Source organism: Streptomyces echinatus, from assembly GCF_014203595.1.
Taxonomy (GTDB): Bacteria; Actinomycetota; Actinomycetes; order Streptomycetales; family Streptomycetaceae; genus Streptomyces; species Streptomyces echinatus.
On sequence record NZ_JACHJK010000018.1, the window covers coordinates 1 to 22,583 of the forward strand.

At 71.8% G+C, this 22,583-nt stretch carries 21 protein-coding genes and 1 riboswitch; of the genes, 16 read left to right on the forward strand and 5 right to left on the reverse strand.

The window, feature by feature from the left end; translation table 11 throughout:
• From FHS34_RS35545 to FHS34_RS35555, 3 genes are all read left to right on the forward strand, one after another.
• The coding region (locus tag FHS34_RS35545) for a cytochrome c oxidase subunit I (protein WP_184973322.1) at positions 1 to 730 on the forward strand (730 nt) is incomplete at its 5' end.
• Positions 727 to 1,125, forward strand: a complete 399-nt coding sequence (locus tag FHS34_RS35550) for a cytochrome c oxidase subunit 4 (RefSeq protein ID WP_184973324.1) — start codon at positions 727 to 729, stop codon at positions 1,123 to 1,125. The genes FHS34_RS35545 and FHS34_RS35550, both read left to right, overlap by 4 nt.
• A gap of 163 nt (positions 1,126 to 1,288) precedes the next feature.
• On the forward strand, positions 1,289 to 2,551 hold the full coding sequence (locus FHS34_RS35555; protein WP_184973325.1) for a L,D-transpeptidase: 1,263 nt from the start codon (positions 1,289 to 1,291) through the stop codon (positions 2,549 to 2,551).
• 80 nt (positions 2,552 to 2,631) lie between these two features.
• Here FHS34_RS35555 and FHS34_RS35560 read toward each other — a convergent pair whose 3' ends face one another.
• Complete coding sequence (locus FHS34_RS35560; protein WP_184973327.1) at positions 2,632 to 3,033, reverse strand: response regulator; 402 nt, start codon at positions 3,031 to 3,033, stop codon at positions 2,632 to 2,634.
• 154 nt (positions 3,034 to 3,187) lie between these two features.
• On the opposite strand from FHS34_RS35560, the gene ctaE reads away from it, so the two are divergent.
• From ctaE to FHS34_RS35595, 7 genes are all read left to right on the forward strand, one after another.
• Complete coding sequence (gene ctaE / locus FHS34_RS35565; protein ID WP_014672235.1) at positions 3,188 to 3,808, forward strand: aa3-type cytochrome oxidase subunit III; 621 nt, start codon at positions 3,188 to 3,190, stop codon at positions 3,806 to 3,808.
• A 62-nt stretch (positions 3,809 to 3,870) separates the two neighbouring features.
• A complete protein-coding gene (gene qcrC, locus FHS34_RS35570) occupies positions 3,871 to 4,683 on the forward strand; it encodes a cytochrome bc1 complex diheme cytochrome c subunit (RefSeq protein ID WP_184973329.1) in 813 nt (270 codons plus the stop codon).
• Positions 4,680 to 5,738, forward strand: a complete 1,059-nt coding sequence (gene qcrA, locus FHS34_RS35575) for a cytochrome bc1 complex Rieske iron-sulfur subunit (protein ID WP_184973331.1) — start codon at positions 4,680 to 4,682, stop codon at positions 5,736 to 5,738. Before qcrC ends, qcrA begins: the two co-directional genes overlap by 4 nt.
• A complete protein-coding gene (gene qcrB / locus FHS34_RS35580; protein WP_184973333.1) occupies positions 5,735 to 7,372 on the forward strand; it encodes a cytochrome bc1 complex cytochrome b subunit in 1,638 nt (545 codons plus the stop codon). The genes qcrA and qcrB overlap by 4 nt, the downstream gene beginning before the upstream one ends.
• A 121-nt stretch (positions 7,373 to 7,493) precedes the next feature.
• Positions 7,494 to 8,558, forward strand: a complete 1,065-nt coding sequence (gene trpD, locus FHS34_RS35585) for an anthranilate phosphoribosyltransferase (protein ID WP_184973335.1) — start codon at positions 7,494 to 7,496, stop codon at positions 8,556 to 8,558.
• A gap of 77 nt (positions 8,559 to 8,635) precedes the next feature.
• A riboswitch (SAM riboswitch) is annotated at positions 8,636 to 8,752 on the forward strand.
• 161 nt (positions 8,753 to 8,913) lie between these two features.
• Complete coding sequence (locus tag FHS34_RS35590) at positions 8,914 to 10,287, forward strand: aminotransferase class V-fold PLP-dependent enzyme (RefSeq protein WP_184973337.1); 1,374 nt, start codon at positions 8,914 to 8,916, stop codon at positions 10,285 to 10,287.
• Between the two features lie 113 nt (positions 10,288 to 10,400).
• A complete protein-coding gene (locus FHS34_RS35595) occupies positions 10,401 to 12,698 on the forward strand; it encodes a serine/threonine-protein kinase (protein WP_184973340.1) in 2,298 nt (765 codons plus the stop codon).
• A gap of 63 nt (positions 12,699 to 12,761) precedes the next feature.
• On the opposite strand, the gene FHS34_RS35600 is transcribed toward FHS34_RS35595, so the two are convergent.
• Both FHS34_RS35600 and FHS34_RS35605 read right to left on the reverse strand, forming a co-directional pair.
• Positions 12,762 to 13,043 carry an Lrp/AsnC family transcriptional regulator gene (locus tag FHS34_RS35600; protein ID WP_019522004.1) on the reverse strand — a complete coding sequence of 94 codons (282 nt, stop codon included), beginning with the start codon at positions 13,041 to 13,043 and terminating at the stop codon, positions 12,762 to 12,764.
• On the reverse strand, positions 13,040 to 13,831 hold the full coding sequence (locus FHS34_RS35605; protein WP_184973342.1) for a rhomboid family intramembrane serine protease: 792 nt from the start codon (positions 13,829 to 13,831) through the stop codon (positions 13,040 to 13,042). Before FHS34_RS35605 ends, FHS34_RS35600 begins: the two co-directional genes overlap by 4 nt.
• Before the next feature lie 153 nt (positions 13,832 to 13,984).
• On the opposite strand from FHS34_RS35605, the gene FHS34_RS35610 reads away from it, so the two are divergent.
• The 5 genes from FHS34_RS35610 to FHS34_RS35630 all read left to right on the forward strand — a co-directional run bounded on the left by FHS34_RS35610 (position 13,985) and on the right by FHS34_RS35630 (position 19,328).
• On the forward strand, positions 13,985 to 14,224 hold the full coding sequence (locus FHS34_RS35610) for a hypothetical protein (RefSeq protein WP_184973344.1): 240 nt from the start codon (positions 13,985 to 13,987) through the stop codon (positions 14,222 to 14,224).
• Between the two features lie 48 nt (positions 14,225 to 14,272).
• Positions 14,273 to 15,616: an NYN domain-containing protein gene (locus FHS34_RS35615; protein WP_184973346.1), complete on the forward strand. Its 1,344-nt coding sequence runs from the start codon at positions 14,273 to 14,275 to the stop codon at positions 15,614 to 15,616.
• Between the two features lie 212 nt (positions 15,617 to 15,828).
• Positions 15,829 to 16,863 carry a C40 family peptidase gene (locus tag FHS34_RS35620; protein WP_184973348.1) on the forward strand — a complete coding sequence of 345 codons (1,035 nt, stop codon included), beginning with the start codon at positions 15,829 to 15,831 and terminating at the stop codon, positions 16,861 to 16,863.
• 236 nt (positions 16,864 to 17,099) lie between these two features.
• Positions 17,100 to 18,113 carry a C40 family peptidase gene (locus FHS34_RS35625; protein ID WP_184973350.1) on the forward strand — a complete coding sequence of 338 codons (1,014 nt, stop codon included), beginning with the start codon at positions 17,100 to 17,102 and terminating at the stop codon, positions 18,111 to 18,113.
• 27 nt (positions 18,114 to 18,140) lie between these two features.
• Entirely contained in the window at positions 18,141 to 19,328 is a 1,188-nt protein-coding gene (locus FHS34_RS35630; RefSeq protein ID WP_225817738.1) for a hypothetical protein, read from the forward strand.
• Here FHS34_RS35630 and FHS34_RS35635 read toward each other — a convergent pair.
• Positions 19,309 to 19,842, reverse strand: a complete 534-nt coding sequence (locus FHS34_RS35635) for a PadR family transcriptional regulator (protein ID WP_184973352.1) — start codon at positions 19,840 to 19,842, stop codon at positions 19,309 to 19,311. The genes FHS34_RS35630 and FHS34_RS35635 overlap by 20 nt on opposite strands.
• A gap of 87 nt (positions 19,843 to 19,929) precedes the next feature.
• On the opposite strand from FHS34_RS35635, the gene FHS34_RS35640 reads away from it, so the two are divergent.
• Entirely contained in the window at positions 19,930 to 21,255 is a 1,326-nt protein-coding gene (locus FHS34_RS35640; RefSeq protein ID WP_184973354.1) for an MATE family efflux transporter, read from the forward strand.
• On the opposite strand, the gene FHS34_RS35645 is transcribed toward FHS34_RS35640, so the two are convergent.
• Entirely contained in the window at positions 21,216 to 22,451 is a 1,236-nt protein-coding gene (locus FHS34_RS35645) for a glycosyltransferase 87 family protein (protein WP_184973356.1), read from the reverse strand. The genes FHS34_RS35640 and FHS34_RS35645 overlap by 40 nt on opposite strands.
• Between the last annotated feature and the right edge of the window lie 132 nt (positions 22,452 to 22,583).

The following is a 22,583-nucleotide window of genomic DNA, read 5'->3' on the forward strand; positions in this document are numbered from 1 at the left end:
CCTGATCGCCGTACCGACCGGCGTGAAGTTCTTCAACTGGATCGGCACGATGTGGAAGGGCTCGCTGTCCTTCGAGACACCGATGCTCTGGGCGGTCGGCTTCCTGATCACCTTCACGTTCGGTGGTCTGACCGGTGTCATCCTGGCCTCGCCGCCGATGGACTTCCACGTCTCCGACTCGTACTTCGTGGTGGCCCACTTCCACTACGTGGTCTTCGGTACGGTCGTCTTCGCGATGTTCTCCGGCTTCCACTTCTGGTGGCCGAAGATGACGGGCAAGATGCTCGACGAGCGCCTCGGCAAGATCACCTTCTGGACGCTGTTCGTCGGCTTCCACGGCACCTTCCTGGTCCAGCACTGGCTGGGCGCCGAGGGCATGCCCCGCCGGTACGCCGACTACCTGGCGGCCGACGGCTTCACCGCCCTGAACACGATCTCGACGATCAGCTCCTTCCTGCTCGGCCTGTCGATCCTGCCGTTCCTCTACAACGTGTGGAAGACGGCCAAGTACGGCAAGCCGGTCGGCGTCGACGACCCGTGGGGCTACGGCCGCTCGCTGGAGTGGGCGACCTCCTGCCCGCCGCCCCGGCACAACTTCCTCACCCTGCCGCGGATCCGCAGCGAATCCCCGGCGTTCGACCTGCACCACCCTGAGATCGCCGCGCTCGAGCAGCTCGAGCACGCCGGTCACGGCACCGCCGTCGCGGGCAGCAAGGAGGCCGGCAAGTGAAGATCCAGGGTCGGATGTTCATCTGGCTGAGCGTCTTCATCCTGATCATGGCCATCGTGTATGGCGTGTGGTCGAAGGAGCCTGCCGGTACCACCGCGCTCTTCCTGGCCTTCGGCCTGAGCGTCATGATCGGCTTCTACCTGGGCTTCACCGCCCGGCGGGTCGACGCGGGCGCCCAGGACGACAAGGAGGCCGACGTCGCGGACGACGCGGGCGAGCTGGGCTTCTTCAGCCCGCACAGCTGGCAGCCGCTCATGCTGGGCTTCGGCGGCGCGATCGCCTTCCTCAGCATCGCGATCGGCTGGTGGCTGATCTACTTCTCCGCGCCGTTCATCGTGGTCGGCCTGTTCGGCTGGGTGTTCGAGTACTACCACGGCGAGAACCGCACCCAGTAGGGCGCGCGCCGAACGCACCGGGAGCCCGGACCTTCCTGACGGAGGGTCCGGGCTCCCGGCTTTTCCCGGCGGCCCGGAGCGGGTCCCTCCGTTGCCGGAACGCCGTTCCCTCGTACGAGTCACTCACCGCGCCAGTGAGCTCTTCATCTCATAGCGTGATCATATGAACCACACTGCGCGGACCCGCACCGTCGTCAGCTGCACCCTGCTGGTGACCGCCCTCGGTGCGGGCGTCACCGCTTGCGGTTCGGACGGCAACCCCCTGTCGGCCAGGCCGTACGACGCAGCGGACCTGATCTCCTTCAACGGCCCCACCGAACCGGGGAAACGGGCCGATCCGGACAAGCCCCTGGAGGTCACCGCGAACAGCGGTGAGGGCCGCATCACGGACGTCACCGCCCGGGACTCCACAGGGCGCTACGTGACGGGCGAACTGGCCGCCGACGGCAGTCGCTGGCACAGCACCTCCCCGCTGGCCGCCAACGCCCACTACACGCTCACGGTGAGCACCGAGGACGAGGACGGCGCGCCCGGCCGCAAGGTCCTCACGTTCGACACCAGCAGACCCACCAGCAAGAAGCGCCTGGGCGTCACGTTCGGACCGGGCACGGGCACCTACGGCGTCGGACAGCCCGTCACGGCCCAACTCGACCAGGAGATCAAGGACAAGGCGCAGCGCGCCGTCGTGGAGCGTGCCCTGAGGGTGGACTCCGTGCCGGCCGTGCAGGGCTCCTGGTACTGGGTGAGCGCCAAGGAACTCCACTACCGCCCCAAGGACTACTGGCCCGCCCACGCGACCGTCCAGGTGCACAGCAACCTGGACGGCGTCAGGATCAGCGACCGGCTGTGGGGCGGGAAGTCCAAGGCGCTGAAGCTCACCATCGGTGACCGGATCGAGGTGGTCACGGACGCCGCCGCGCACCAGCTCACCTACTACAAGAACGGCCAGCAGGTCGAGCAGATCCCGGTCACCACCGGCAAGTCCGGATTCGAGACCCGCAACGGTGTCAAGGTCGTACTGGAGAAGCAGTACTTCGTACGGATGCGCGGCGCCACCGTCGGCATCGCCGAGGGCAGCTCGGACTCCTACGACCTGCCGGTCTACTACGCCACCCGGGTGACCTGGTCCGGCGAGTACGTCCACGCCGCCCCCTGGTCCGTCGGGTCCCAGGGGTACGAGAACGTCAGCCACGGCTGCACCGGTATGAGCACGTCCAACGCCGAGTGGTTCTTCGACAACATCCGGGCGGGCGACGTCGTCAAGGTCGTCAACTCCAACGGCGCCGCCATGGAGCCGTTCGGCAACGGCTTCGGCGACTGGAACGTCGACTGGGCGAAGTGGCGCAAGGGCAGCTCACTGTCGAACGGCACCCCGGACGGCCAGGCTCCCGGGGACGCGGTGCGCCTCCAGCCGACGGCCGTGTGACGCGCGTGAAGGGGCGCGGGGAACTGCGCGGCGGGCCGCGAAGGACCGGCGGCCGCGCAGGACCCGCGCGCCCTTCCCCGCTAGGCGCTCAGCAGCCTCTTGCGCCGCAGCAGAGAGGCCAGGGCGGAGGCGAACTCCACCGGGTCCACCGGCAGCGTCACAGCGGCGTCGGCGCGGCTCCACGTGGCCAGCCAGGCGTCCTGCGGGCGCCCCATCAGCAGCAGCACGGGCGGGCAGTTGAACACCTCGTCCTTGATCTGCCGGCACACCCCCATGCCTCCCATCGGCACGGCCTCGCCGTCCAGCACGCAGACGTCGATGCCCCCCTCGCCCAGCTCCCGCAGCACCGCCTCGGGAGTCGCGCACTCCACGAACTCCACCAGGGGCACGTCCGCGGCCGGCCGGCGTCCGGTGGCCAGCCGTACTTGCTCGCGGGTGTTGGAGTCGTCGCTGTAGACCAGCACCGTGGCGGTCGGCTGCATTGTTCCTCCGGGACGTCGGCGTCGTACGGACGGGACGGACAGGGCCGTTTGGGCGGATGTTACTCCCATGAACACCACGTCAGCACCGGTTCGGCGGGCGGCAACACTCCGAACGGCACCCCCCGGAGTGAGGGCGGGATAAGCGACCGACATAATGTCGGTCGTGGCGACAGCAACGACAGTAGAAACCGGGCACGCGCACCCGTCGGTCAACCGGCCGAACCTCACCAGCGTCGGAACCATCATCTGGCTGAGTTCCGAGCTGATGTTCTTCGCGGCCCTCTTCGCGATGTACTTCACCCTCCGGTCGGTGACCGGACCGGCCCACTGGAAGGAGATGGCGGAGGCACTGAATGTGCCCTTCTCCGCCACGAACACCACGATCCTGGTGCTCTCCTCCCTCACCTGCCAGCTCGGCGTGTTCGCTGCCGAGCGCGGCGATGTGAAGAAGCTCCGTGGCTGGTTCATCCTCACCTTCATCATGGGTGCGATCTTCATCGGCGGTCAGATCTACGAGTACACGGAGCTGGTGAAGAAGGACGGCATCTCGCTGTCCTCCGACCCGTACGGCTCGGTGTTCTACCTGACCACCGGCTTCCACGGCCTGCACGTGACGGGCGGCCTCATCGCCTTCCTGCTGGTCCTCGGCCGTACCTACATGGCCAAGAGGTTCACTCACGAGCAGGCGACCGCCGCCATCGTCGTGTCCTACTACTGGCACTTCGTCGATGTCGTCTGGATCGGCCTCTTCGCCACGATCTACCTGATCAAGTAGCCGGGACCGCTCCCGCACATCCAGAAGCACCGACGCAGAAGATCCTGACACCGGGGTAATCCGTGAAAAAGCTCTCCGCACGACGACGCCATCCGCTGGCGGCGGTCGTCGTCCTACTCCTCGCGCTGGCGGCCACTGGGGGGCTGTACGCCGCGTTCGCGCCCGCGGGCAAGGCGCAGGCCGATGAGACCTCCCAGTCCCTGACCATCAAGGAGGGCAAGAAGCTCTACGCTGTCGGCTGCGCCAGCTGCCACGGCACCGGTGGCCAGGGCTCCTCCGACGGTCCGAGCCTCGTCGGCGTGGGTGCCGCCGCTGTCGACTTCCAGGTCGGCACCGGCCGTATGCCCGCCGCCACCTCGCAGGGCGCCCAGGTCCCGAGCAAGAAGACCATCTACACGCAGGCCCAGATCGACCAGCTCGCCGCGTACGTCGCGTCGCTGGGCGCCGGCCCGAGTGTGCCCACCAAGCAGCAGTACGGTCCCGAAGGCGCAGACATCGCCGCGGGTGGCGAGCTGTTCCGCACCAACTGCGCGCAGTGCCACAACTTCACCGGCAAGGGCGGCGCCCTGACCAAGGGCAAGTACGCGCCGAGCCTTGAGGGTGTCGACCCGAAGCACATCTACGAGGCCATGCAGACGGGCCCGCAGAACATGCCGTCCTTCCCCGACACCACGATGTCGGAGAAGAACAAGAAGGACATCATCGCGTACCTGAACGCGGTCGACGGCAGCAAGACGGAGAACCCCGGCGGTCTGGAGCTGGGCGGCCTCGGGCCGGTCAGTGAGGGTCTGTTCGCCTGGATCTTCGGCCTCGGCGTGCTGATCGCGGTCGCCGTCTGGGTCGCCGCTCGGACCGCAAAGGCCAAGAAGTCATGAGTAGCCAAGACATTCCAGAAGAGAACCTGCCCGCTGAGCAGGACCACGCACACGGCGCGGTAGGGATCGCGGACGAGGAGAACCCGTTCGCCGACCCGGGACTGCCGCCGCACGAGCACCGGATCCAGGACGTCGACGAGCGGGCCGCCAGGCGGTCCGAGCGCATGGTCGCCCTGCTGTTCACGGTGTCGATGCTGGCGACCATCGCCTTCATCGTCTCGTACCTGGTGATCCCGAACGACAAGTCGATCTTCGTCTTCCCGATCGGGCACCTCAGCGCGATGAACTTCGCGCTGGGTCTCACCCTCGGTGTGGCGCTGTTCTGCATCGGCGCGGGCGCGGTCCACTGGGCCCGCACCCTGATGTCCGATGTGGAGGTCGCCGACGACCGTCACCCGATCGAGGCCTCTCCCGAGGTCCGGGCGAAGGTCCACGCGGACTTCCGCGAGGGCGCCAAGGAGTCGGCGCTCGGCCGCCGCAAGCTGATCCGCAACACCATGTTCGGCGCGCTGGCCCTGGTGCCGCTCTCCGGTGTCATGCTGCTCGGCGGTCTCGGCCCGGCGCCGGGTTCCAAGCTGCGCCACACCATGTGGACCAAGGGCAAGCGCCTGGTCAACATGAACACGAACGAGCCGCTGCGTCCCGAGGACGTCGCGGTGGGCTCGCTGACCTTCGCCATGCCGGACGGCCTGGAGGAGCACGACGAGGACTTCCAGACGGAGATTGCCAAGGCCGCGCTGATGATCGTCCGGCTGCAGCCGGGCAACATCAAGGACAAGCGCGAGCTCGACTGGTCGCACCAGGGCATCGTCGCCTTCTCGAAGATCTGCACCCACGTCGGCTGCCCGATCTCGCTGTACGAGCAGCAGACGCATCACGTGCTGTGCCCGTGCCACCAGTCCACCTTCGACCTCTCCGACGGTGCCCGAGTGATCTTCGGCCCCGCCGGCCACGCCCTGCCGCAGCTGCGCATCGGTGTGGACAGTGAGGGTTACCTCCAGGCGCTCGGCGACTTCGAGGAGCCCGTCGGTCCTGCATTCTGGGAGCGCGGATGAGTACTGCACCCACCGAAGAGGCCCGCTCTCGCGGGAAGGCCCCGGCCGGCGAGCGGATCGCCGACTGGGCCGACGGCCGGCTCGGGATCTACTCCCTGGCCAAGGCCAACATGCGCAAGATCTTCCCCGACCACTGGTCGTTCATGTTGGGTGAGGTCTGCCTCTACAGCTTCATCATCATCATCCTGACGGGTGTCTATCTGACGCTGTTCTTCCACCCGTCGATGAACGAGGTGGAGTACCACGGCTCCTACGTCCCGCTCCAGGGACAGCTGATGTCGGAGGCGTTCAGCTCGACCCTGCACATCTCCTTCGACGTGCGCGGTGGTCTGCTCGTCCGGCAGATCCACCACTGGGCCGCCCTGATCTTCCTCGCGGGCATGTTCGTGCACATGATGCGCGTGTTCTTCACCGGCGCGTTCCGCAAGCCGCGTGAGATCAACTGGCTGTTCGGCTTCCTGCTGTTCGTCCTCGGCATGTTCACCGGCTTCACCGGTTACTCGCTCCCGGACGACCTGCTCTCCGGCACCGGTGTCCGCTTCATGGAGGGCGCGATCCTGTCCGTGCCGATCGTCGGCACGTACCTGTCGTTCTTCCTGTTCGGCGGCGAGTTCCCCGGCCACGACTTCGTCGCCCGGTTCTACTCGATCCACATCCTGCTGCTGCCGGGCATCATGCTCGGCCTGATGGTGGCGCACCTGATCCTGGTCTTCTACCACAAGCACACGCAGTTCGCGGGTCCCGGAAAGTCCGAGAAGAACGTCGTCGGCATGCCGCTGCTGCCGGTGTACATGGCGAAGGCCGGAGGCTTCTTCTTCCTGGTCTTCGGTGTCATCGCGGCCATCGCGGCGGTCGCCCAGATCAACCCGATCTGGGCCATGGGCCCCTACCGTCCGGACCAGGTGTCCACCGGCGCCCAGCCCGACTGGTACATGGGCTTCGCCGAGGGTCTGATCCGCTTCATGCCGGGCTGGGAGATCAACCTCTGGGGTCACACGCTCGTCCTGGGCGTGTTCATCCCGCTGGTGCTCTTCCCGGGCGTCCTCGCGGTGATCGCGGTCTACCCGTTCATCGAGTCCTGGGTCACCGGCGACAAGCGCGAGCACCACATCCTGGACCGCCCGCGCAACGCCCCGACCCGTACCGCGTTCGGTGTCGCCTGGGTGACGATCTACATGATCACCCTGGTCGGCGGCGGCAACGACCTGTGGGCCACGCACTTCCACCTGTCGATCAACGCCGTCACCTGGTTCGTCCGGATCTTCTTCTTCGCCGGACCGGTCATCGCGTACATCGTGACCAAGCGGATCTGCCTGGGTCTGCAGCGCCGCGACCGCGACAAGGTGCTGCACGGTCGCGAGACCGGCATCATCAAGCGCCTGCCGCACGGTGAGTTCATCGAGGTGCACGAGCCGCTCAGCCAGGAGCAGCTGCACACCCTCACGTCTCACCACCAGTACGAGCCGGCCGAGATCGGCCCGACCGTCGACGAGAACGGTGTCGAGCGCAAGGTGCCGGCCTCGGAGAAGCTGCGGGCCAAGCTGTCCGACGCCTACTACGGCGAGGACAGCCAGATCCCGAAGCCGACCGTCGAGGAGTTCAAGGAGATCACGAGCGGCCACGGCCACCACTGATCCCCGCGTCGCCACGCCACGCCGAAGGGCCCCGTCCGTACCCCGGACGGGGCCCTTCGTCATGCCCCGGGCTGGATAGGGTGGTGTACGACGTTTCGGGACTGTCTACGAGGAGCGGCTGATGAGCGCTGTGAACCCCGCTGGAGGCGACACCGCGGCGGGCCGCTCCTGGCCCGCCCTGCTGAACGGCCTGCTGGACGGCCGGAACCTCACCGCGGACGACACCGCCTGGGCGATGGACCTGATCATGCGCGGGGAGGCGACCGACGCCCAGATCGCCGCGTTCATGGTGGCGCTGCGGGCCAAGGGCGAGACGGTCGAGGAGATCACCGGCCTCGTGCGGACCATGTACGCCCACGCGAACGTCATCGAGGTGCCCGGCCCGGCCGTCGACATCGTCGGCACCGGCGGCGACGGCGCCAAGACCGTGAACATCTCCACCATGTCCTCGATCGTCGTCGCGGGCACGGGCGCGAAGGTCGTCAAGCACGGCAACCGCGCCGCGTCCTCCGCCTCCGGCTCCTCCGACGTGCTGGAGAAGCTCGGGATCAACCTGAACCTGACCCCGCGGCGGGTCGCCGAGGTCGCCGAGGAAGCCGGCATCACCATCTGCTTCGCGGTGCGGTTCCACCCGTCCCTGCGCCATGTCGCCCCGGCCCGCTCGCAGTTGGGCATCCGCACCACCTTCAACGTGCTCGGTCCGCTGACCAACCCCGCTCAGGTGCGGTCGCAGGCCGTCGGCGTGGCCGACCCGCGCATGGCGCCGATCGTGGCCGGGGTCCTCGCCGAGCGCGGCAACTCCGCCCTGGTCTTCCGGGGCGACGACGGCCTGGACGAGCTGACCGTCACCGCCACCTCCCGGGTGTGGGTGGTCCGTGACGGCAAGGTCGCGGAGGAGGTCTTCGACCCGCGGGACGCCGGTATCGCCCTGGTCCCCGTGGAGGCCCTGCGCGGCGCCGACGCGTCCTACAACGCCGAGGTGGCCCGCCGGCTGCTCGACGGCGAGCAGGGGGCCGTACGGGACGCCGTGCTGCTGAACTCGGCGGCGGCGCTGGTGGCGCTGGAGCCGGCGGACGCGCCGCTGGCCGAGCAGCTCCGCGCGGGCATGGCGAAGGCCGCGGAGTCGATCGACTCGGGGGCGGCGAAGCGGACGCTGGAGCGCTGGGTGGCGGCCAGCAACGCGTGACGTGAGTGACCGGTGGTCGTCCCGCGATCCGGACACGGGTTGCGGGACGGCGATCAGTTCACGTACGTTCCTGTACAGGTCATGAGTGACAGTCATGAGGCCCCGGCCGACTGTCCGGCAACCCTCCGTCCGTGGCGGGGTGCCCCGGGTGAAGACCAGGTCGTAGGCAGCGAGGTCTACGGCAAGCGCGGACCCCTCACACACCAGGGGTCCTGGTCGTCGAGGGAGCCTTCTGTGAGCAAGCGAATGCGATAGGGCGTAGAGCCCCGCCTCCGCGTACCCCTTTCACCTTTTCCCGTGCTCGAGCCGTACCCGCTCGCACGGTGATCCGCTGTGCCTCTCACAGGAGTTCGCCATGTCTGCCACCACCGCTGCCGCCGACCGGACCGTCTGCCGTGCCGTCCCGGAGGCGCTGCCCGTTCTGGGCCGGGACGTCACCGTCCCGCTCGTGACGGGCGGCGAGGTCACCTACGCGGCCCTCGACTACGCGGCCAGCGCCCCCGCCCTCCAGCGCGTCTGGGACGACGTCGCCGCGTACGCCCCGTACTACGGCAGCGTCCACCGCGGTGCCGGCTACCTCTCCCAGCTCTCCACCGACCTGTTCGAGAACGCCCGCGAGGCGGTCGCCGGGTTCCTCGGCTGCCGCCCGGACGACCAGGTCGTGTTCACCCGCTCCACCACCGACTCCCTCAACCTGCTCGCCCGCGCGCTCCCGGCCGGCTGCCGGGTCTTCGTCTTCGAGACCGAGCACCACGCCTCCCTGCTGCCCTGGCAGGACGCGGACGTCACCTGCCTCGACGCCCCGCGCAGCCCCCGGCAGGCCGTGGAGACCCTGGAGCGGGCCCTCGCCGACCGTGACCCCCACGGCCCGGCACTGGTCTGCGTCACCGGCGCCTCCAACGTCACCGGCGAGCTGTGGCCGGTGCGGGAACTGGCCGCCGCCGCGCACGCGCACGGCGCCCGGATCGTCCTGGACGCCGCCCAGCTGGCCCCGCACCACCCGGTCGACATCACCGGTCTGGACGTCGACTGGGTCGCCTTCTCCGGCCACAAGCTGTACGCCCCCTTCGGCTCCGGTGTCCTCGCGGGCCGCGCCGACTGGCTCCGGGCGGCCGAGCCGTACCTCGCGGGCGGCGGCGCCAGCCGCAAGGTCACCCGGCGGCAGGACGGCGGGGTGGACGTGGAGTGGCACGAGAGCGCCGCCCGCCACGAGGCCGGCTCCCCGAACGTCATCGGCGCCTACTCCATCGCGTCGGCCTGCAAGGCGCTCACCGAGGCCGGCTGGGACGCCCTGATCGCCCGCGAGGAGTATCTGATCGCCAAGGTGCGCGCGGGCCTCGCCGCGGTCCCGGAGGTGCGCGTCCTGTCCCTCTTCGGCGACGACGCCCCGAGGGTCGGCGTCATCTCCTTCGTCGTGGAGGGCTGGAACAGCTCCCACTTCGCCGCCGCGCTCTCCGCCGAGTACGGCATCGGCGTCCGCGACGGCCTGTTCTGCGCCCACCCGCTGGTCCGCACCCTGCTCGGCACCGGCCCGCAGGCCCAGGGCGAGTGCGGCGCCCCCGAGGCGGCGCCGGGGGAGAAGTCCCTCAATGCCATCCGCGTGAGCTTCGGCGCGGGCACCCCGGACGAGCACGTCGAGCGGTTCGTGACCGCCGTCGCGGAACTGGTCCGGGACGGCGCCCGGTGGGAGTACCGCACGGAGGAGGGCCGCTGCGTCCCGGTGGTGTGAGCGGCGCCCCTCAGGGACACGGGGCCGTGCCGCCGGGCGGATCCGCCGCGCGGGCGGGCTACGGGGCGCATATAACCTCCCTCTGACACCACATCGGACAGGGGGATCCCGGAGTGCAGCCGTTGCGCGCAACCGACCCGCGCCTCATCGGCCCGTACGACGTCACGCACCGGCTGGGCGCGGGCGGCATGGGCGAGGTCTACCTCGCCCGGTCCCGCACCGGACTGCGGCTCGCCGTGAAGGTGGTGCGGACCGAGCACGCCGAGGACCGCACCTTCCGCGCCCGCTTCCGCCACGAGGTCCGCGCCGCGCAGACAGTCGGCGGCGCGGGCACCTACGCCGCGCGGGTCGTGGACGCCGACACCGAGGCCGAACGTCCCTGGATGGCGACGGAGTTCGTGCCCGGCCCGAATCTGCGGGACGCCGTGCTGGACCACGGCGCGCTGCCCGAGCCCGCGGTGCGGATCCTCGCCGCCGCGCTGGGCGAGGCGCTGGCCGCCATCCACGCCAAGGGCCTGGTCCACCGTGACCTGAAGCCGTCGAACATCCTGCTGGGCCCGGACGGGCCACGGGTCATCGACTTCGGGATCGTCCGGGCCCTGGAGGCCACCTCGCTGACCCGCACCGGCGCGGTCGTCGGCTCGGTGGGTTACGTCTCGCCGGAGCAGATCCGCAACGGCGGCCAGGTCGGCCCGCCGAGCGACGTCTTCTCCCTCGGCGCGGTCCTCGCCTACGCGGCGGCGGGCCGGGAGCCGTTCGGCGAGGGCCAGGACTCGGTGGTCCTGCTGCGCATCCTCACCCGCGACTTCGACCTGTCCGGCGTGCCGGAGGGGGTGCGGCCGCTGGTGACGGCCTGTCTGCGCGAGGACCCGCTGCGGCGCCCGGAGCCGGCGGAGGTGGTGGCGAGCGCCGGTTTCGCCCCGGACACCCTGCGCGCCGGCATCCGCCCGGGCTGGTACGGCCCGGCGGCGCGGCCGCGCCCGGCCCCCGACGACCGCCCCAGCGGCGTGGAGTACCTGGCGCCCGCCCCGGTACCCGCCCCCGCCGCCCCCACGGACACCTCCGCCGCCCCCACGGACCCCGTCGACCGCACCGGCTCCGTGGACCGCCCCGGCCCCGCCGGTCCCGGCTCCCTCGACCGCCCCGGCCCGGCCGGTCCCACGGGCCCCTTCCACCGTGTCGGTCCCGCCGATCCCACGGGTCCCCTCGACCGTGCCGGCCCCGCCGATGCCACGGGTTCCGTCCGTCGGTCCGGCCCCGTCGCCCCCGGCCGCCGCCGTCTGCTGACGGCCCTCGCCGGCGGGACCGTCGCGGTGGCGGGCGTGGGCGCCGGCGGCTGGCTGTGGCGGCGGGGGACCGGCACCGAGGACATGACCGGCACCTACCGGTCGCCCGACGGCTCCGGCCCGGCCACGACGGAGAGCCGGGCCTCCGCCCGGTCCGCCGTGCTGCGCTGGCAGTACGACCTCGGGGGCGTGGGCGGCCTGGACGGCCCCTGCTGCGCGCTCTCCCCGGACGGTTCCGTGGTCTACGCCGGCACCTCGGGCGGCGTGCTGCACGCGATCTCCCGGGACGGCTCCAGGCGCTGGAAGGTCCGGCTCGGCGACGACGTCTCCAGCCCCGTGGTCACCCGGGACGCGGTCTACTGCGTGGTGGGCCTGCACGCCGACGACGAGCGCCGGCTGACCGCGGTGAGCCCGTCCGGCAGCCCGCTGTGGACCCGCACCCTCGGCGGCCTGTCGTACGCCGTCCCGGTGCCGCTCGGCTCGGACGTGCTCGTCACCGTCGGCGGCACGGACGCCGGCGGGCTGCGCCGGTACGGTCCCGACGGCGCCGAGGTGTGGACCGCCAAGACCCCGGCCGGCCCCACCGGCACGCCCCTCGTCTCGGGCGACGTGGTCTGCACGGGCAGCTACGGCGACACCCTGCTGGCGCTGGACGCGCGGGACGGCTCGCGCAAGTGGCAGGTGCCCGCGGGCACCGACGTCACCGCCGTCGCCCTCGCGGGCACCACCCTGTTCGCGGACGCCCCCGCCCTGCTCCAGGGCTTCCGGGTGGCGGACGGCCGGCGGCTGTGGCGCCGTGAGGCCGCTTCCGCGGTCTTGACCGGGGGCGGCCGCGCGCTGGCCGTCGGCACGGATTCGGGCACCGTGTTCGCCGTCCGGGCGGCCGACGGCTCCCGGGCCTGGGAGTACGGCCTCGCGGGCGACGCCCGTGCGGTGGTGGCCGGCGGCACCGTGTACGTCCGTGCCGCCGACCGGGTCTGGGCCCTGGACCTGAACGGCCGCAAGCGCTGGAGCGAGAGCCTGGGCCAGGATCCCGGCGACGACCAGCACCTCCCGGTCGTGCGGGGCGGCCGCCTCTACGTGCCCTCGGGAACCGGCATCGCGGCGGTGGAGCTGAGCGGCTGAGGCCTGCCGTCCGGACCGGGCCGGCCCGGCGTGCGCCACCCGGCCCGGCGTGCTTGCGCGGCCCTAGTTGTCGAGGCCGATCGCGAACGCGGCCTCCAGGTCGTGCTGGGAGTAGGTGCGGAAGGCCACGTGCGTGTCGGTGCCCTCGACGCCGGGGATCTTGCTGATGCGGCCCGGGATGACCTCGGCGAGGTCCTCGTGCTCCCGGACCCGGACCATGGCGATGAGGTCGTAGGTGCCGGTGACCGAGAAGACCTCGCTGACGCTGTCCAGTGCGGCGATCTGCTCCGCGATCTCGGGGATCCGGTCCACGCTGGTCTTGATCAGAACGATCGCGGTGATCACGGCTGTTTCTCTCCCTCGGTGACCGGAGCTGGGGCGGCTTTCACTCTAGCCCTCCCGTCTCCCCCGGCCTTCCCTCCGAGGCCGCCCTCGCGGCCCTTCCTCCTGCCGTAGCGCGTCCACGCGTAGCCGAAGCCCAGCCCGAAGCCCACCAGGTGCGCCAGGTACGCCACCCCGGGGCCGTCGGAGGCGCGCCCCGCCGCCAGCCACTGCAGGGCCGCCCAGAACGGCAGCACGACCCAGGCGGGGAAGCGCAGCGGCAGGAAGAACAGGAACGGCAGGAGACTGGTCACGCGCGCGCGGGGGAACAGGTAGAGGAACGCTCCGAGGACCGCCGAGATGGCCCCGGAGGCACCGACCAGCGACTGCTCGGAGGCGGCGTTGGCCGCCGCGTAGCCCAGCAGGGCGAGACAGCCGCAGCCGACGTAGAACAGGGTGAACTCCACCCGGCCCATCCGTTCCTCGGTCATCACCCCGAAGACGAAGAGGAAGAGCATGTTGCCGAGCAGATGTACCCAGCTGCCGTGCACGAACAGCGCGGTGGCCGGGGTGAGCGCCGCTGCGGCCGGTCCGTCGAAGAGCTGGGCCGGGACCACGCCCCAGTGCCGGAAGTACGCCCGCTGCGCGGCGAGCAGGGCGTCCCCGGAGCCGTATCCGGGGACCAGCCCGGAGGCCGGGCCGAGGGCGAACAGCAGGCAGCACAGGGCGATGAGGCCGTACGTCACGGGCGCCGGGGTGCCCCGGACCGTCCTGAGTGTCCTGCCGGCCGCCGTGCTCCAGGTGCTGATCATGACTACAGAGCATGACGTAACGGGACGCAAGCTGACAGACCGCCTCGCCGCCGTGGACGGACGGGCGGCGAGTCCCCGCCAGGCCGTAGGGTTACGACCCACACGCGTCGGGTAGCGACGCGGACGGACACGAGAAGGAAGCGAACAGTCACCATGACGGTTCCTCTGCCGACGGCCACGACACGCTGGCGCTGCACCCTGTGCGGCAATCTGACCCGGTTCGACGTGACCCGCTCGTCGAAGGTCGTCGAGTACATGCACCTCGATCTTGCCGGGGAACCGACGGTGGAGGAGCGCGAGGTGGTCAGTGAGACCATCGAGTCGGTGCGGTGCCGCTGGTGCAACGCGGTGGACCAGGTGGAACTCGTGGACAGGCCGGGCGCCGACTCCTGAGCGGAGCGGCCCCCGGAGAGGCTCTTTTCCGGTATTGGGGTGTGACGGATGGTGGAGACCGCAGGCGGGGGGCCGGGCGACGGCACCGCTGAGGTGCTTGACCGTCCGCTGCCCGACGGCGTGCGCCGACGGGTCGTCCAGATCGTCTCGGACGGCTTCGGCGGGCTGACCGTGACGGAACTGCCCGCACAGCTGAGGCAGTACGCCCGGTTCGCCCCCAATCGCCGGGCGAAGTTCGCCGGGAACGCGATGGCGGCGGCCCTGGAGACCGATGCGCTGTTCCGGCAGCGGATCGGGGAGAAGTTCAGAGAGGCGCAGCAGGAACTCGCCGGTGCCCTGGACTCCGGCTCCCCGCCCCCGGCCGCGGACCCGCTCGATGTGGCGGCCGCGGCCTATGTGCTGCGCCCGGCGGGCTGGGTGAAGCTGGTGACCGCGGCCGGCGAGGAGGCCCAGCGCGCGGACGCCGAGCGGGCCGACGAGGAGAGCCGGGCCGAGCTGGAGCGGCTGCGCGAGGAGCTGGCGCAGGCCCGTGACCACACCCGCGCCGAGACCGAACGGCTGCGGGGGGAGCTGGAGTCGGCGAAGCGGGAAGCGGAATCGCTTCACCGCAAGCTGCGTTCGGCGCTCAGTGACGTGAAGCGCGGCGAGGCCGCGCTGCGCAAGGCGCAGGGGGAGGCCGACGCCGTGCGCGCCGAGACGCAGGCGCAGGTGTCGGCGGCGGAGAGCGAGTCCCGGCGGCTCAAGGCCCGCCTGGGCGAGGCCGAGGCCGCGCTGGAGGCCACCCGCCGGGCGGCCCGGGAGGGCCGCAGCGTGGAGGACATGCGGGTGCGGCTGCTGCTCGACACCCTGCTGGACGCGACCCAGGGGCTCCGGCGCGAACTCGCCCTGCCGCCGGTGTCGGTGCGGCCGGCCGAGACCGTGGACGCGGTCGAACCGGGACGAATGACCCCGAAGGACATCGCGGCGCGCGCCCTGTCGGAGAACGATCCGGCCATCCTCGACCAGCTTCTGGCGCTGCCGCAGGCACATCTGGTCGTCGACGGCTACAACGTGACCAAGACCGGTTATCCGCAGATGCCGCTGGAGAAGCAGCGGCTGCGGCTGCTGGGGCAGCTCTCGGCGCTCGCCGCGCAGACCGGGGCCGAGGTGACGTGTGTCTTCGACGGCGCCGAACTGGCCGCGCCGGTGCTGCTCGCGCCGCCGCGCGGGGTGCGGGTGCTGTTCTCCAAGCCGGGCGTCACGGCCGACGAGCTGATCCGCCAACTGGTGCGCGCGGAGCCGCCGGGGCGTCCGGTCATCGTCGCGTCCACCGACCGGGAGGTCGCCGACGGCGTCGCCAAGGCGGGTGCCCGACCCGTGGCCTCTGCGGTGCTTCTGAAGCGACTGTCCTGAAGGTCCAACGGGCATAGGTAATGCCCGAATTGGTCGGATCGTCACGCAACGTAGCGTCAGGCGGGCATCACTGCATGTGAGTTGTGTGCAAAGAATGCATTGCGTGACGGGATTTTTCGCTGTGAGGATTTGAACTGATCACAGCTAGGTCACTAGGGTCTGGGCTCGAACCTCCGAACGGGTGATCACTCACAAGAAGGAGTTCGTCCTCCGTGGCGTCCCACCGTCGACCCAAGCAGCCGAGCCGCACGCGCGTGACCGTGCTCACCACCGCTGCCGCAGCTGCCGTCGCGCTCAGCGCCAATGCCGCCAACGCCGCGCCGAGCGAGAAGCTCAGCAAGAGCGAGGTCAAGGCGAAGGTGGACAAGCTCTACGAGCAGGCGGAGCAGGCGACCGAGAAGTACAACGGCGCCAAGGAGAAGCAGCAGAAGCTGCAGAAGGAAATCTCCACGATCCAGGACAACGTCGCCCGCGGCCAGGAGGAGCTCAACAAGCTGCGCGACGGCCTGGGTTCGCTGGCCACCGCCCAGTACCGCTCGGGCGGCATAGATTCCTCGGTCCAGCTGTTCCTGTCCTCCGACCCGGACGACTTCCTCGACAAGGCGTCCACGCTGGACCAGTTGAGCAGTCAGCAGGTCGACGCGCTGAAGAAGATTCAGGACAAACAGCGCGAACTCGCCCAGGAGCGGGCAGAGGCCACCGAGAAGCTCAAGGACCTCTCGGCCACCCGCACCGAACTGGGCAACAAGAAGAAGGAAGTCCAGGGCAAGCTCGCCGAGGCGCAGAAGATCCTGAACACCCTGACCGCCAAGGAGAAGGAGCAGCTCGCCCAGGAGCAGCAGCGCGCCAACCGCTCCTCCACCGACCGGGTGGACCTCGGCGACACCCCGCCCGCCTCGGGCCGCGCCGCGGCCGCGTTCTCCGCCGCCCAGAGCAAGATCGGCACGCCCTACGTCTACGGCGCCTCCGGCCCGTCCTCCTTCGACTGCTCGGGCCTGACCTCCTGGGCCTACGCCCAGGCCGGGGTCTCCATCCCGCGCACCTCGGAGGCGCAGGCCGGCATCGGCACCCGGATCGGCTCGTCCAGCCAGCTGCAGGTCGGCGACCTGGTCTTCTTCTACGGCGACCTGCACCACGTGGGTCTGTACGCCGGCAACGGCCAGGTGCTGCACGCCCCGCACACCGGTGCCGTGGTCCGCTACGAGTCCATCAACAACATGCCGTTCCAGTTCGGCGTCCGGGTCTGACACGCCCCTGGCACCCGGACACGATGGCGCCCGAACGGGCGAATCGCCGGAACCGAAACTGACTCCACGCCCCGCCGGTGACCTGCGTCAGCGGCGGGGCGTCAGCGTGTGTTGACTCCGAGGTCTTTGGTCCGCGCCCGTCCGCACGGCTACTGTCTGCCGCGTTTCCCCGACGCCGGGGCCTCCCCGTCCCCGGCGCCGGGGAACGGTCTGTGTCCGCCAGCAGAAGGACTGCCGTGGGGTCCCATCGCCGCCTTGCACCGTCCGGATTCGACCGGGGCGCCGCCGCTGCCCTGTGCGTGCTGTCCGCCGCGGCGGCCGCGCTCGGCGCCGTACCGGCGCAGGCGGCACCCGGCGCCGACACCCGCACCGAGGTGGACCGCCTGTACGTGGAGGCCGAGAAGGCGACCCAGGCCTACGACAAGGCCGACGAGCGCGCCGGCGAACTGCGCCGGGAGGTCCGCGCCGCCCAGGACCACATCGCCCGGCAGCAGCAGCGCGTCAACGACCTGCGCGAGCAGCTCGGTTCGCTGGCCGGCGCCCAGTACCGCGCCGGCGGCATCGACCCGGCGGTCGCCCTGCTCTTCTCCGCCGACCCCGACGACTACCTGGACAAGGCGGCCACGCTCGACCGCATCGGCGCCCGCCAGGCGGGCCGGCTCAGGGAGTTGCGGTCCGAGTTGCGGGAACTCGCCCAGGAGCGCGCGGAGGCGGCCGGGAAGCTCGCCGAGCTGGAGAAGAGCCGCAAGGCCGTGGCCGCCCACAAACGGACCGTGGAGCGCAAGCTCGCCCGGGCCCGGCAGCTGATCAACGCCCTGCCCGCGACCGAACGCGCCGCCTACGACCGGGCCTCCCGCGGCAGCCGCGCGGACCTGCCCGCCCCGTCCGGTGCCGACGTCCCCGACGGCCGCGCCGCCGCGGCCCTGGCCGCCGCCCGCTCCGCCCTGGGCCGGCCCTATGTGTGGGGCGCCGACGGTCCCTCCGGCTTCGACTGTTCGGGCCTGATGCAGTGGGCGTACGGGCACGCCGGGGTCCATCTGCCGCGCACCTCGCAGGAGCAGCGGTTCGCCGGCCGGCAGGTCCCGCTCTCCCAGGCCCGCCCCGGTGACCTGGTCGTGTACCGCTCCGACGCCAGCCATGTGGCCATGTACGCCGGTCACGGCCAGGTCATCCACGCCCCCTACCCCGGCGCCCCGGTGCGCTACGACCCGGTCGGGATGATGCCGGTCTCCTCGGTCACCCGGCCCTGACCGCGCCGCTCGCCGTACGATCGGGAAGTGGCTGGTCGCAGACGGGCGTGGAGCATCGGGGCCGTGGGGCTCGGTCTGCTGCTGCCCCTGGCAGGCTGTGGCGCCGGGACGGCCGGCGACCCGGCCCGCTCCGAGGTGCAGCACGTGCTGGACCGGCGCTCGGCGGCCCTGCTCGGCCACGACGAGACGGCCTACGGCGCCACGGGCACCCGCATCGAGTACACCCGGCTGCGCGCCCTCCCGCTGGCCTCCTGGAGCTACCGGGTCACCGCGCTGCACCGCACCGCCTCCGGCGCCACCGCCGACGCCCACCTGCGCTACCGCGTCGCCGGCTACGACCGGGCCCCCGTCGACGCCCGCCGCACCCTCACCCTCGGCCGCACCGCCGACGGCGGCTGGTACGTCACCGCCGACCGGCCCGCGCGGAAGGCCGGGCAGCAGCTGTGGGACCAGGGCACGGTGACCGCGGCCCGGGGCGCGCGCAGTCTGGTGCTCGGCACCGGCGGATCCGGCGCCGGACTGAAGGAGTTCGCCCGGCTCGCCGACCGCGCGGTCCCGGCCGTCTCCGGGGTGTGGGGCACGGACTGGAGCCGCCGGGTCGTCGTCCTCGTCCCGCGGACCCTGGCGGGGATGGCGGCCCTGCTCGGCTCGCCCGCCGCCGAGTACCGGGGCATCGCGGCCGTCACCACGGGAGAGGCGGGCGGCTCGGGCCGGGCGCCCGCGGACCGGGTGGTGGTCAACCCGGAGGCGTACGCCGTGCTCGGCGACGTCGGCAAGCAGGTCGTCCTCACCCACGAGACCACCCATGTCGCCACGCGGCCGGACACCACCGCCGCCACCCCGCTGTGGCTCTCCGAGGGCTACGCCGACTGGATCGGCTACCTCGGCACCGGCCGGACCGCGCGGGAGGCCGCCCCGGAACTCGGCCGGGCCGTGCGCGACGGCGAGCCGCCCGAGGCGCTCCCCGCCGACGCGGACTTCGGCTTCACCAGCGATCCCACGAAGCTGGCGCAGGCCTACGAGAGCGGCTGGCTGGCCTGCCGGATGATCGCCGACCAGTGGGGCCCGGACCGGCTCGGCGCCTTCTACCGGGCCGTCGGCGCCCACGGGAAGCGGGCCGGCGCGGTGGAGGCGGCACTGAGGAAGGTGCTGGGGACGACCCCGGAGGAGTTCACCGGGCGCTGGCGGGACTACGTCACGACGCAGCTCGGCTGAGCGTGTCGACGGCCTCCCGCAGCCATTCCCGTTCGGCCTGCCCGGTGGCCCGCGCGACCCGGAGCATGCCCTCCCGGAAGAGGTCCCCGGCCCGCTCCGCGCGCACCGGCTCGCCCGCCCGGTAGAAGAAGCTCGCCGGAGTCTCCAGGAAGTCCAGCCGGCGGCGCAGCACGGCGGCCTGCTCCGCGGGGTCGTCCAGGTGGCGCAGGAAGGCCAGGACCGTGTTGAAGCGGACCTGGTCGGTGATCTCCGCCTGCTTGGGGGAGCGCAGCCGCGCCAGCAGTTCGGCCCGGCCCTTCCCGGTCAGGGACAGCACCCGGCGCGGGGCGGCGCTCGCGCCGTCCTCGGTGTGCTGGTCGAGCAGGCCGGCGGCGACGAGCCGGTTGATGGCCGGGTACAGCGCGCCGTCACTGACGGGGCGGACGTGTCCGCTCAGCGCCTTGATCCGCTCCTTCAGCTCGTAGCCGTGCAGCGGTTCCTCGGCGAGGAAGCCCAGGATCGACAACTCCAGCACGCGGACTCCTCCTTGCAGCGGGCGAGGGTCTCATGCTAGCTCTTATCGAGCTACCTCGATTCGAGGTAGCTCGACAAGGGGGACCTCGTGAACGCCCACCGCGCACAGCTCGTCTCGCTCGCCCGCCCCGTCTATCTCTCGCTCCTCGCCTCGGTCGCGTCCGGGATCATCAACACCGTCTGGGTCTCCCGCTGCGGCGGCGCCGCCGTGGCCGCCGTCGCCGTCGCGACCAACACCGAGAACGTGCTGCTCGGCGTCGCGCTGGTCTTCGCCTCGGGCACGACGGTGCTGGTGGCGCACGCCCGCGGGGCCCGCGACCCGGCGGCCCTGCGGTCCGCCGTGCACGGGGGCCGGGCGCTGTGCGCGCTGGTCACCCCCGTGGTCGCGGTGGCCGGATTCCTGCTGCGCGAGCCGCTGGCCGCCCTGGTGCTCGGCGGCGCCGAGGGCACGGCCCGGGACCTGGCCGCGGCCTACTTCGCGATCTCCCTGCCCGGCATGGCCGTCTTCTTCGCCCAGCAGCTCGTCGACGGCATCCTCAAGGGCGCCGGCGACACCCGCACCCCGATGCGGCTCGCCCTGCTGGCAGGCGGGCTGATCCTGCTCTGCGACCCGCTCCTGATCCACCGCTACGGCGTCCCGGGCGCCGCCGCCTCCACCGTGCTGTGCCGCGGCGTGGCCCTGGCCGTCGGACTGCGCGCCCTCGGCCGCTGCGCCCCCCTGCGCGCGGCGGCCGGGACCCGCCCCGCCGAAGGCGTCCGCGCCGCCCTGCGCCGCACCCTCGCCACCGGGCTGCCCATGTCCGCCGACTTCACCGTGCGGCAGGGCTCCGCCCTGGTCCTGGTGGCGATCGTGGCCCGGCTCGGGGTGACGGCGGTGGCCGGGTACTCGATCGCCTACAAGGTGCTGTACGTCGCCACCATGGCCTTCTACTCGGTGCGCCAGGCCGCGGCCATCCACACCGCGCACACCCGCGGCACGGGACGGGACGCGCGCCGGGACATCGGCCGCCAGGCGGTGCTCCTCTCCGGCGCGCTGGGCCTGCTGTCCGCCCTGCTGTTCGCCGTGGCCGCCCCCTGGATCACGGCCGCCTTCGGCGCCGGCCCCGAGGTCGCCCGCCAGGGCGTGCTGTTCCTGCGCTGCATCGGCCCCTGCCTGCTGCTGATGGCCTGCTTCATCGCGCTCGGCGGCGTCTTCGAGGGCGGCGGCGCAGCGCCCGCGCTGCTCCGGGTCACCCTGCTCGGCACCGCCGTCCAGCTGCCGCTGGCGTACGTCCTCGCCGGCCTCGGCCTGCCCGGCGTCTGCCTGGCGCTGACGCTCGCGATGGCCGTCCAGTGCGCGGCGGCCGTGGTGCTGCTGCCCCGCCGGACCGGGCGTCAGGAGGAGACCGGGGTCTCCTCGGCCCGGGCCGCCTGAGGCGGGAAGGGGGCGGCCGCGCCCTGCGGGACGGTCGCCCGCCACAGCCGGCGGGCCGCCGTGACCGAGGCCGCGACCAGCAGGCCGTTGCGCAGCACCAGCAGCGTGATGCCGTACCAGTCGCTCAGCACCACGTGCGAGAAGCCGAGCGGGAACTCCAGGACCGTCACGAAGGACGCGAGCAGGACCAGCACCGCGGGCGGGCCCATGCGGCTCGCCCGGTGCGACAGGCACACGGCCGCCAGGCCGACCAGCCACACCAGGTACTGGGGGCTGATCACCCGGCTGGTCACCGTGAACAGCAGCACCGCCGTCAGCGCCGCGTCGGCGAGGACGTGCGGGTCCAGACGGGTCGCGCGCAGCCGCCACAGCAGCAGCCAGCCGAACGCGACCCCGGTCAGCGCCAGCGCGGCCGTGCTGACCTGGTCCACCCGCGGGCCCAGGAACTCGATCGAGCCGTAGTTCAGCAGCACCGCGCCGTCCCAGCCGAAGTGCCGGCCCACGTGGAAGACCAGGGCGCCCAGCGACTCCACCTCGGTGCCCCGGTCCCGCTGGAAGGTCAGGAACGCGAAGGCACCCGGCATGGACACCGTGAACAGCAGCGCGACGCCCGCCGCGGTCACCACCGCCGACGCCCAGGCCCGCCGGCGCACGGCACCGACCAGCAGCAGCGCCGGCCACACCTTCACCAGCGCCCCGAGCGCGGTCAGCGCACCCATCACCCGCGGGTGCCGGACCCCGGCCAGCAGCGCCGCCACGGCCACCGCGGTCACCATCACGTCGTAGCGGGCGTACACGGTCGGCCCGAGCAGCGGCACGCCCGCCACCCACACCCAGGCCCCGCGCGGCGACCGTCCCGGGCCGCGGCCGGCGTACCGCAGCAGGGCCAGCACGACGGCGTCGGCCAGGCAGGCCAGCACGAAGAAGGCGTGCGCGTAGGACAGGAAGGGCAGGGCGGCGGGGGAGAGGACCGCGAGCGCGGCGGCGGGCGGGTACTGCCAGGTCACGTCGTCCAGCGGAAACGTTCCTTGCCGTAGCACCTCGTACCAGCCGCGGTAGATCACCGACACGTCCGAGGTGACGTCCGGGCCCGGGAAGGCGTACACCCGGAACACGAACAGCAGCAGCATCACGCGGGTGACGCCCCAGGTCGCGAGCAGCCATGCCGACGACCGCCCGGTGCCCTTCGTGTCCACGTGATCCCCTGCCGTCCGATTTCCATGTCGTTCGAATACGCTTCGAGCGACCATGATGTCCCGGGACCCTGTGCGGGAGCCAGGGACTCGGCCGCGCCCGGCCGGGCGGGGGCCATTCGGTAGGGTCGGCGG